The organism is Bacteroides sp. An269, assembly GCF_002159755.1.
Taxonomy (GTDB): domain Bacteria; phylum Bacteroidota; class Bacteroidia; order Bacteroidales; family Bacteroidaceae; genus Phocaeicola; species Phocaeicola intestinalis.
Window position 1 is genome coordinate 1 of sequence record NZ_NFJG01000133.1, and the last position, 10,751, is coordinate 10,751.

General features: G+C 44.5%; 10 protein-coding genes. 9 read left to right on the top strand and 1 reads right to left on the bottom strand.

The window, feature by feature from the left end:
• The 7 genes from B5F71_RS20455 to B5F71_RS17120 form a co-directional block, all read left to right on the top strand.
• On the top strand, window positions 1-308 hold a 308-nt coding region (locus tag B5F71_RS20455), incomplete at its 5' end, for a hypothetical protein (RefSeq protein ID WP_158098132.1).
• A gap of 75 nt (window positions 309-383) precedes the next feature.
• Window positions 384-689, top strand: coding sequence for a DUF4286 family protein (locus B5F71_RS17095; protein WP_022039152.1), 306 nt, complete (start codon window positions 384-386; stop codon window positions 687-689).
• Window positions 686-1,255 (top strand): crossover junction endodeoxyribonuclease RuvC, encoded by a 570-nt coding sequence (gene ruvC / locus B5F71_RS17100; RefSeq protein ID WP_022039151.1) that lies wholly within the window; start codon window positions 686-688, stop codon window positions 1,253-1,255. Before B5F71_RS17095 ends, ruvC begins: the two co-directional genes overlap by 4 nt.
• A gap of 78 nt (window positions 1,256-1,333) precedes the next feature.
• Window positions 1,334-3,310 carry a type I pullulanase gene (gene pulA, locus B5F71_RS17105; protein WP_087212712.1) on the top strand — a complete coding sequence of 659 codons (1,977 nt, stop codon included), beginning with the start codon at window positions 1,334-1,336 and terminating at the stop codon, window positions 3,308-3,310.
• 188 nt (window positions 3,311-3,498) lie between these two features.
• Window positions 3,499-4,950 (top strand): ATP-binding cassette domain-containing protein, encoded by a 1,452-nt coding sequence (locus B5F71_RS17110; RefSeq protein WP_087212716.1) that lies wholly within the window; start codon window positions 3,499-3,501, stop codon window positions 4,948-4,950.
• Between the two features lie 81 nt (window positions 4,951-5,031).
• Entirely contained in the window at window positions 5,032-6,576 is a 1,545-nt protein-coding gene (locus B5F71_RS17115) for a carbon-nitrogen hydrolase family protein (protein ID WP_022039148.1), read from the top strand.
• A gap of 469 nt (window positions 6,577-7,045) precedes the next feature.
• Window positions 7,046-7,408 (top strand): hypothetical protein, encoded by a 363-nt coding sequence (locus B5F71_RS17120; RefSeq protein WP_022039147.1) that lies wholly within the window; start codon window positions 7,046-7,048, stop codon window positions 7,406-7,408.
• A 291-nt stretch (window positions 7,409-7,699) separates the two neighbouring features.
• Here the strand turns inward: B5F71_RS17120 and proS are convergent, their stop codons facing one another.
• A complete protein-coding gene (proS, locus tag B5F71_RS17125; protein ID WP_087212719.1) occupies window positions 7,700-9,190 on the bottom strand; it encodes a proline--tRNA ligase in 1,491 nt (496 codons plus the stop codon).
• Between the two features lie 297 nt (window positions 9,191-9,487).
• On the opposite strand from proS, the gene B5F71_RS17135 reads away from it, so the two are divergent.
• The gene (locus B5F71_RS17135; RefSeq protein ID WP_087212722.1) at window positions 9,488-10,405 is read left to right on the top strand and encodes a helix-turn-helix domain-containing protein; all 918 of its coding nucleotides are present in this window, start codon (window positions 9,488-9,490) and stop codon (window positions 10,403-10,405) included.
• Window positions 10,406-10,516: 111 nt separating this feature from the next.
• The gene (locus B5F71_RS20460; RefSeq protein ID WP_158098133.1) at window positions 10,517-10,696 is read left to right on the top strand and encodes a hypothetical protein; all 180 of its coding nucleotides are present in this window, start codon (window positions 10,517-10,519) and stop codon (window positions 10,694-10,696) included.
• Window positions 10,697-10,751: the final 55 nt, after the last annotated feature.

The window sequence follows — 10,751 nt, forward strand, 5'->3', positions numbered from 1 at the left end:
CTGACGAAGAACAGGAGCGAAAAGGACCAAAAAATCGCCCAAAGCACACACGAAAACAGATACATCAAGCCAAGAAAAACTTTTTGGAGAAATTCAAAACAGCTTCTTACTGTAGATGCGACAATATCGGTGCTAAAACTAATCTGTTCATGATAGAACCGCCAATGAATGAAGAATCCTTTCGGACATGGCTTCATCAGTCACATTACCGAAAAACTTTGAAAATCAAAGAAAATAAGCCATATCTTCACTTATGCCAAAACAAGACCTTTTACACGACTTTAAATGAAAGAACCATGAAGGCTTGACTTTTTTCTTCTCACTCTAGCCTATAAATCGAGATTTATATCTAAATTTGCAGGGTAATTTAAAGCTCAAAAATTATGTTGATTTACAATACGACCTTTCACGTGGAGATGGCTGACGCACGCAATTTCGTCATCTGGCTTCACGAATGTTATATTCCCGAGGCAGAAAAATCGGGAGAGTTGAGCAACCCGCGCATCTTGCGCATCCTGAGCCATAAGGAGCAGGACAGCGAGTGCTTCTCTTTGCAATGGGAAGTGGAAGACAGTGCCGCACTGCACCGCTGGCACACGCAGGTGGGAGCACACCTGAATGAGGAACTAAAAAGAACGTTTAAAGACAAGGTGATAGGTTTTCCTACCTTGATGGAGGTCATCGCGTGATACAGCCTGTAAGGGAAAAGATTATTCTGGGCATCGATCCGGGCACGAACATTATGGGCTATGGTGTCTTGAAAGTGACCGGCATTAAGCCTGAAGTGATAACACTGGGAGTCATCGACCTTCGCAAATGCGGTGACCCTTATCTGAAACTGAAACATATCTACCAGCGCGTGCAGGGCATCATCGCTTCGTACCTGCCCGATGAACTTGCCATTGAAGCCCCATTCTTCGGAAAAAACGTCCAGTCTATGCTGAAGCTGGGACGTGCGCAAGGAGTAGCGATAGTGGCAGCTTTGTGCCGTGATATCCCCGTAACCGAATATGCACCTTTGAAAATCAAGATGGCGATAACGGGAAACGGACAGGCCAGCAAAGAGCAGGTAGCAAATATGCTGAAACGGATGCTCCACATCCCCGACTCAGAAATGGGTCCCTTTATGGATGCCACCGATGCACTGGGCGCCGCCTATTGCCATTACTTACAGATGGGGCGTCCGGCACTTCCCGATGCCTATTCGGGATGGAAAGACTATCTTCGGAAACATCCGGAGAAGATCGTGAAATGATGTAAGCTTGTTCACCACAGCAGCACATAGAAGTTTTAATATTTGCACCATCTGTGATGAGTAATAAATATACAGACAATGAATATAAAAACAATATTGTTGATGGGAATGTTAACTACAATGATTTTCGCTTGCCAGCCACATTCTGTTTCGTATGCTTCCTACGATGAGTATCCAGTATACGAAGGGAAGTGGGAAGAAATGACATATACCCCTTTGCATACCAGTTTCGCCTTGTGGGCACCTACCGCCCAACAAGTAAAAGTGCTAGTGTATGAAACCGGACAAGGAGGGTCTGCAAAACGAATGGTTGACATGGAGCCGGCCGAAGACGGTATGTGGAGAACATCGGTAGAGGGCGATTTAAAAGGCTGTTTCTATACTTTTAATGTGCGGATAAACGATGTGTGGCAAGGTGACACACCAGGACTATGGGCAAAGGCAGTGGGCGTAAACGGAAACCGGGCAGCCATTATCGATATGAAAGAAACCGACCCCACCGATTGGGAGAACGATCGCCGTCCGACGGCAAAAAGCTTGCAAGATGCCATCATTTACGAAATGCACTTACGCGATTTTACCACGGATAGCACAGGAGGCATGAAATACCGGGGTAAATACCTTGCCTTGACAGAAGATACTACACATACATGGATGGGAGAACATACAGGACTTGCACATCTGAAAGAGCTAGGGGTAACGCATGTACAGCTGATGCCTGTGTTTGACTTTGCTTCCATCGACGAAAGCCATCCCGAACGTACCCAATACAACTGGGGATATGACCCGAAGAATTACAACGTGCCTGAAGGCTCATATGCTACAGACCCTTATAATCCCCAAGTGCGTATCCGCGAGTTTAAACAGATGATACAAGCTTTACACAATGCGGGTATCCGTGTAATTATGGACGTAGTATATAATCATACGTTTACTATTCAAGGAAGTGTGTTTGAACGTACTGTCCCAGGATATTTCTATCGCAAGGATGCGAAAGGAAATTTTGCTAATGGATCGGGATGCGGAAACGAAACTGCCAGCGAACGGGCGATGATGCGCCGCTTTATTGTGGAATCAGTCTGTTATTGGGCAAAAGAGTACCACATCGACGGATTTCGTTTCGACTTGATGGGCTTACACGATGCAGAGACAATGCGTGCCGTACGTCATGCACTTGACCGTATTGACCCTGCCATCTTCATCTGCGGCGAGGGATGGGCGGCATCAGTTCCAAGCCTTTCGCCCGACCTGCTCGCCATGAAAGAGAACGTGAACAAAATGCCCGGAATAGCAGTCTTCCGCAACGAATTCCGCGATAGTTTGCGCGGGCCGTTCGGAAATGACAAGAAAGGGGCTTTCCTGATTGGCAGACCAAACCACGAACAAGGCGTACGTTTCGGCATATCGGGAGGCACATATCCCTTGACTCCCAATGACTCATGTACGGGTTCTCCACTGCAATTCATCAGCTATGTCAGTTGCCATGATGACTTGTGCCTCACCGACCGTTTGAAGGCAACACTTCCAGGAGCTTCAGTGCAGGAACTAGGTTCGCTGCAAAAACTGGCGGCTACTGCCCTCCTTACCTCGCAAGGAGTGCCGTTCTTGTTCGCGGGAGATGAATTCTTGCGCACAAGACAAGGGAAACCTAACCCGTATAACCTGCCAGATGAAGTAAATGCCATCCGCTGGAATGACAAGGCATTGCATCGTGACGTATTCGATTATTACCGAGGATTGATAGCCATGCGCAAGGGGCATCCAGCCTTCCGCATGGGAGATGCTGCTTTGATAAGAGAACATTTAGAATTTATCCCCGTGCCTGCTTCTAGCGTTGTGGCTTTCCGCCTGAAAGGGAACCCATGTGGAGACGCTTGGCTCAACACAATAGTAGTGCTCAATGCACGCACAGAAGCCGTAAAAGTGAATATCCCAGAAGGAAAGTATTGGGTGGTATGCCAGAATGGAAAAGTTGATTTGGTACTGGGACTTGGCACAATAACGGGGAACCAACTCCAAGTAGCTCCTCGCTCAGCTACGATAATACACCAATGATTTATGGAAACAAGAACATTAAGACACAAAATCGCGAAGAACTCCTTTTTAGGAAAAACCAAACCCACAGAGATTTGCCGAGAATTATCTCTCCACATGCTCTGCTTCTCTAAAAACAGGAAACTTTGCTTTAACAATAACAACTCTGCGTATTTGCGTCTTTGTGTTCAATTATAATATAAAAAACAATGCAACATATCATTACCATCGAAAACGGCATAACCCGCCATCCGGCATACCGGATGAAAGAACCAGTGAACCTGCAATTCAACGAAGGTGAACACATCGCCATCGTCGGACCCAACGGTGGAGGAAAGAGCCTGCTGGTTGACACCCTAACCGGACGTTATCCCTTGCTAATGAACGAAGTGAAATATGACTTCTCGCCTTCTGCATCGAAAATGGTGTCCGATAACATCAAGTATATCACCTTCCGCGACTCGTATGGTGACTCCGATGCTACATATTATTACCAACAACGCTGGAATGCACACGACCTGGACGACACGCCTGTTGTACGCGACTTGCTCCCCGAGTGTAAGGATGAAACGTTAAAACAAAACTTGTTTGACTTGTTCGGCATCAAGGCGATGCTCGACAAGCATATTATCCTTCTTTCAAGTGGCGAACTCCGTAAGTTCCAACTCACCAAGACCTTGCTGAGTCATCCTAGGGTGCTGATTATGGACAATCCGTTCATTGGCCTAGACGCCAAGACGCGCGACTTGCTGCATGTCTTGTTGAAACGCCTCACCGAGGTAACCCACCTACAAGTCATTCTTGTGCTTTCGAAGTCGGATGATATCCCTGCGTTTATCACCCACGTAGTGCCTGTGTCCAACAGAGTATGCGGAAAGAAAATCACACTTTCTGAATACTTGGCTTCGCATCCTGAAATCCCAGCTCGTGTATTGTCTGAGGAAAAACGCGCACGCATCCTGAATCTGCCATATGCCGAAGGTTTATATCACAGTGACCACATCGTTGACCTGAACAAGGTGAGCATCCGTTACGGAAACCGCACTATACTGAAAGACCTCGACTGGTCTGTGCGCTGCGGCGAACGGTGGGCCTTAAGCGGCGACAACGGATCAGGCAAGTCTACCCTACTCAGTCTGGTATGTGCCGATAATCCGCAAAGCTATGCATGTGACATCTCTCTCTTCGGACGAAAGCGTGGAAGCGGAGAAAGTATTTGGGAAATCAAACGGCACATCGGGTACGTCAGCCCTGAAATGCACCGCGCCTATTTGAAAAACCTACCAGCTGTCGACATCGTGGCAAGCGGCCTGCACGACTCCATCGGGCTATACAAAAAGCGGAGTGACGCCGACCGTGCCATGTGTGAATGGTGGATGGACATCTTCGGTATCCTCGCCTTGAAAGACCGCAGTTTCTTACAACTTTCCAGTGGTGAACAACGCCTCGTATTACTGGCACGCGCTTTTGTGAAAGATCCCGAGTTATTGATATTAGACGAGCCACTTCACGGACTCGACTTGTTCAACCGCCGGATGGTGAAAGACATCATCGAGGCGTTTTGCCAACGCCAAGGCAAAACTTTAATTATGGTGACACACTACCAGGAAGAACTTCCGGCATGTATCACCCACCGGCTTTATTTGACAAGAAACAGATAAAGATATACTAACGACAAGGTGGAAATATACGAGTAATGTTGTATACCAACCCACTTTGCCACATTGATAATTATAACCATTATGGAACAGACACATAAAATCAACAAAGTAGAAATCCGCAACTTGCGGATGGAAGATTATGACCAGTTGGCACAATCATTCACACGCGTGTACGCCGACCGGGACGTATTTTGGACACGCGCTCAGATAAAGAAGTTGATTGCCATTTTTCCGGAAGGGCAAATCGTGACCGTGGCAGACGACAAGATTGTAGGCTGTGCGCTCTCCATTATCGTTGACTATGACATGGTGAAAGGCGACCATACCTATGCCAAAGTAACTGGCAATGAAACTTTCAATACCCATAACCCGAAAGGGAACATCCTCTATGGCATCGAAGTGTTTATCCACCCCGAATACAGAGGTCTTCGCCTGGCACGACGCATGTATGACTACCGAAAAGAACTGTGCGAAAAGTTGAATCTGAAAGCAATTATGTTTGGCGGACGCATTCCAAACTATCACAAGTATGCCGACACGATGCGCCCGAAAGAGTACATCGAAAAAGTACGCCTGCGCGAGATTTATGACCCTGTACTCACCTTCCAGTTATCGAACGACTTCCACGTGCGCCGTGTGATGCGCAACTACTTGCCCAACGACGAGGAATCGCGTCATTGCGCCACACTCCTTCAATGGGACAACATTTACTATCAACCACCTACCGACTCGTATGTAGACAAAAAAACTACCGTGCGCGTAGGCCTGGTGCAATGGCAGATGCGTTCATACAAGACTCTTGATGATGTATTTGAACAGGTAGAGTTTTTCGTGGATGCCGTTTCGGGCTATAAGAGCGATTTTGTACTTTTCCCCGAATATTTCAATGCTCCGTTGATGGCTAAATTTAACGATATGGGTGAGGCACAATCCATCCGCGCCCTGGCGCAATACACCGAAGAAGTACGTGACCGCTTCGTTGAGCTTGCCATCAGCTACAACATCAACATCATCACCGGAAGCATGCCTTACGTAAAAGATGACGGAAGCCTGTACAACGTAGGATTCCTCTGCCGCCGTGACGGAACTTACGAAATGTATGAAAAAGTCCATGTCACCCCCGATGAGGTAAAGAGCTGGGGCTTGAGTGGTGGACGTATGGTACGTACCTTCGATACCGACTGTGCAAAAATCGGCGTACTGATTTGCTACGACGTCGAATTCCCCGAACTCTCCCGACTGATGGCAGACCAAGGGATGCAAATCCTTTTCGTGCCTTTCCTCACCGATACACAGAACGGATATTCACGTGTACGTGTCTGTGCCCAGGCGCGTGCCATCGAGAATGAATGTTTCGTGGTGATAGCTGGAAGTGTCGGTAATCTGCCCCGCGTGCATAACATGGATATCCAATATGCCCAGTCGGGTGTATTCACGCCATGCGACTTCGCTTTTCCGACCGATGGCAAACGTGCCGAGGCTACTCCGAATACCGAGATGATTCTGGTATCGGATGTCGACCTTGACCTGCTGAACGAGCTTCACACCTACGGAAGTGTACGCAACCTACGCGACCGTCGCAGCGACCTCTACGAACTGCGAATGAAAAAGAGTGCACAAGAATAAAAAACTAAAGGAAACGAATGTTTTTAATAATGTGCTTTAAATGAAGATATACTTATTTGACATTTCAGGCTGTAGCAGCTAACTGGAATGGCTTATGAAGTATATCTTCGTTTTCGTAGATGATGCATTGGCTGAATGGCAGACATTCATCTAAAGAAAACTTATCATTTTAACGAACTATTGTTTATGGCAACATTAATCTTACAAAAGGTCGCTTCTTTTTCAGATAACACATTTAGAATATTACAATTCCATTTCAAAAACATACATTTTGCTATATTGATATTGATTTACATCAATAAATGACACCTTTATTTGTGATTTTCTCCAATATTGTTTTTATGTTATTCAACATATTCTTATCTTTGCAGTGGTAAAAAGATAAAGCTCGAGCTAAACTAGATTTAAAAAGATAACGTAATTGTTTTAAGGTAACAAGTTTTTAGGTAACATTTAAAATTTAGGTATTATGAAAAAGTTTGGATTAACATTAGTAGCTGCTTTAGCGTTTTCTGCATCAGTATTTGCTAACGGTGTAAATGATTCAACTGCTGTTGCCAAATGGGATGGATCTATTAACAAGGCTAAACTGAATAAGTATTTGAAATTAACTTCAGCACAGAATGAAGAAGTTGCAGATATCTGCGATTACTTTCAGGAACAAATGAAGTTAGCGAACAGATCGTCTAAAGATACTGACCAGAAAGTCCGTAATGCGGTTTATGGAAATTTGAAGTTGATGAAAAAGACATTAAATGACAAGCAGTATGCCGATTACGTTCGTCTGATGGCGTTAACTTTGCGTAATAAAGGCATTAACATCGACAAATAATTCGTTCAAATAATTTAACCATAAGGCGAATCAATAATCAATTTTATCTGATTCGCAAGCAACATTGGATCAGGTTAGCATTGCAGCAACCAGCTCCATAAAAATAAAAACAGTGTCAGCTAGAGATAAAACATTAACTCTGCCGACACTGTTTTTTATACAATATCTCTAAACTGATACAAGACAAAAACATGTTCTCACTATCAGCCAACTTCTAATACTCCTTTCCCTGTTTCCAATCAGGATTGGAATCCTGCAAAGCAAAACTCCAATCCTCAGGAAGAAAAATAATCAATAAGCACGTGCAAACAATACGCGGCGTACCGAAGGTTTACCTGTTACCATATCGACGCCCGGTGTCAGACTTTCCTCGTCTGCTTCGAACGGGATGCAACGGATGGTTGCTTTCGTCTCTTCCTTGATACGTTCTTCAGTTTCAGTCGTACCATCCCAGTGTGCAAGGATGAATCCGCCCTTTTCGATCTGTTCCTTGAACTGTTCGTAAGTATCCACTTTCACAATGTGTTCATTGCGGTATTTCAAGGCTTTCTGGTAGATATTCTCCTGAATTTCTTCCAACAGATTCTTTACGTATTCCTCAATACCGTCGCATGAGCGGGTCTCCTTTTCCAACGTATCGCGGCGCATCAGTTCAATGGTATTGTTTTCAAGGTCTCTGCCACCCATTGCCAAACGTACGGGAACACCCTTCAGCTCGTAATCGGCAAACTTAAATCCCGGACGCTTATTATCGGCATTATCATATTTCACGGTAACCCCCATATTACGGAGTTTCGTGACAATACCTTCCACTTTCGCATCAATCTGTTTCAGCTGCTCATCGTTCTTGTAAATAGGAACAATGACCACCTGAATCGGCGCCAGATGTGGAGGAAGAACCAAACCATTATCATCCGAATGAGTCATGATAAGTGCCCCCATCAAACGGGTAGACACTCCCCATGAAGTAGCCCATACGTAATCAAGCTTATTGTTCTTATCGACGAATTGCACATTGAATGCCTTAGCAAAATTTTGTCCCAGGAAATGGGATGTACCACACTGCAAAGCCTTACCGTCCTGCATCAGTCCTTCAATGGTATAAGTATCCAATGCTCCGGCAAAACGTTCGTTGGCACTCTTCACTCCTTTAATGACCGGCACTGCCATGTATTTTTCAGCAAAATCACCATACACGTGCAACATCTTCTGTGCTTCGGCTTCGGCTTCCTCACGGGTAGCATGCGCCGTATGTCCTTCTTGCCACAGAAACTCGGCTGTACGCAGGAAAAGACGTGTGCGCATTTCCCAGCGCACTACATTTGCCCACTGATTGCAAAGGATAGGCAAGTCACGATACGAATTAATCCAGTTTTTGTAGGTACTCCAAATAATGGTTTCCGAAGTAGGACGGATTATCAGTTCTTCTTCCAGTTTAGCTGCCGGGTCGACAATGACACCCGAACCATCCTCGGCATTCTTCAGGCGATAATGAGTGACCACCGCACATTCTTTAGCGAACCCTTCCACATGTTCTGCCTCACGGCTCAAGTATGATTTTGGAATAAGTAACGGGAAGTAAGCATTCACATGTCCCGTTTCCTTAAACATTGTATCCAGCTGGTGCTGCATTTTTTCCCAGATGGCGTACCCATAAGGTTTGATTACCATACAGCCACGCACGGGCGACTGCTCTGCCAGGTCTGCCTTTACTACCAAATCGTTGTACCATTGCGAATAATTCTCGCTTCTTTTGGTCAGTTCTTTCAGTTCTTTTGCCATAGATATGTCTTTTGTTTGATTATTCTCCAAGATTTCGTTCGAATTGCAAAATTAGTAAAAAAAGCACTCAATATCGCGTAACTGGCTGTTTTTTTCTCATATCCGGAAGCCATAATACCAAAAACTTCAGATATTTCCGATGCTTTACACACACAATCACAGCAAAATCTGCAGCAAGAGCCTGATTCTTATGGAGAAAAATTACGGAGATTTGTACCTTAATTACAGATTCTATTCCATCAAGCATAGCATTTTTCCACAAAATATGTATTTTTGCTACGTAAAATATACACGCATATGAAAGAAGATTTTATCAAAATGGATTCGGTAGAAGTGTACAATCAACTATTCGGATTAGAATCACTCCATCCGCTGGTAAATGTTATCGACCTGAGCGAAGCCACACACTTTCCTACTCATTTCACCATCAATTATGGAATATATGCCTTGTTTCTAAAAGATACCCGATGTGGAGATATCCGCTATGGCAAGCAGACTTACGATTATCAAGACGGAACCATTGTCAGTTTCGCACCTGGACAAGTTGCAGAAACAGAACTTCAGAAAGGAGTAAAGCCCAAGGCTAAAGGCCTCTTGTTCCACCCTGATCTGATAAAAGGCACATCACTGGGGCAAGAAATCAAATCATATTCATTCTTTGCATATAGTTCGTACGAAGCATTACACCTCTCGGATGAAGAACAAAACACCATCCTTGACTGCCTGACAAACATAAAAGCAGAATTGATGCACCCGATAGACAAACTAAGCAAAAGACTGATAACCAGAAATATACAACTACTACTGGATTATTGTATGCGTTTCTACAACCGACAGTTCGAAACTCGGAAAGAAGTCAACAAGGATGTCCTGACACGTTTTGAATCGTTGCTGGATGACTATTTCCACAACGGAAAGACCCAAGTAGAAGGTATTCCCACAGTGAGATACTTTGCAGAGAGAGTATTCCTATCGCCCAATTATTTTGGAGACCTCATAAAAAAAGAAACAGGCAAAACGCCACAAGAATACATCCAGAATAAAATCATTGACACCGCCAAGGAGCTGCTTTTAGGTTCGGACAAAACCATTACTCAAATAGCCTACGAACTAGGGTTTCAATATTCACAGCATTTTAACCGGGTTTTCAAAAAGCATACAGGACACTCTCCTAATGAATACCGGAAAACACAAACATTTTATCCAACAGCCTAAAGACTGCGATATTCCACATCCGTTTATTCATAATTCCAGTCCGCTGGTCCATTGTTGCCGAACATGAAGAAGGTAGAGGAAATTAAGAAGCTGTTTTGAATTTATCGTGCGATGATTTGGGATGAGTTTTTGAGGGATTTCCGCTTCTGTGATGAGGAAGATAGCGGGCTATCTGACGAAGGACAGGAGCGGAAAGGACCAAAAAATCGCCCAAAGCACACACGAAAACGGATACACCAAGCCAAGAAAAACTTTTTGGAGAAATTCAAAACAGCTTCTTCTATGTTGTAATCCAAATATCCAGAGAATTTTTTTATTTTATTAAAGGTTTTCATTAGCTTTGTAA

Coding starts and splice junctions, on each gene's coding strand:
- B5F71_RS17115 (WP_022039148.1), top strand. CDS start 5,032: ATGGAACAGACACATAAAATCAACAAAGTAGAAATCCGCAACTTGCGG.
- B5F71_RS17135 (WP_087212722.1), top strand. CDS start 9,488: ATGAAAGAAGATTTTATCAAAATGGATTCGGTAGAAGTGTACAATCAA.
- proS (WP_087212719.1), bottom strand. CDS start 9,190: ATGGCAAAAGAACTGAAAGAACTGACCAAAAGAAGCGAGAATTATTCG.
- B5F71_RS20460 (WP_158098133.1), top strand. CDS start 10,517: ATGATTTGGGATGAGTTTTTGAGGGATTTCCGCTTCTGTGATGAGGAA.
- B5F71_RS17095 (WP_022039152.1), top strand. CDS start 384: ATGTTGATTTACAATACGACCTTTCACGTGGAGATGGCTGACGCACGC.
- pulA (WP_087212712.1), top strand. CDS start 1,334: ATGAATATAAAAACAATATTGTTGATGGGAATGTTAACTACAATGATT.
- B5F71_RS17110 (WP_087212716.1), top strand. CDS start 3,499: ATGCAACATATCATTACCATCGAAAACGGCATAACCCGCCATCCGGCA.
- B5F71_RS17120 (WP_022039147.1), top strand. CDS start 7,046: ATGAAAAAGTTTGGATTAACATTAGTAGCTGCTTTAGCGTTTTCTGCA.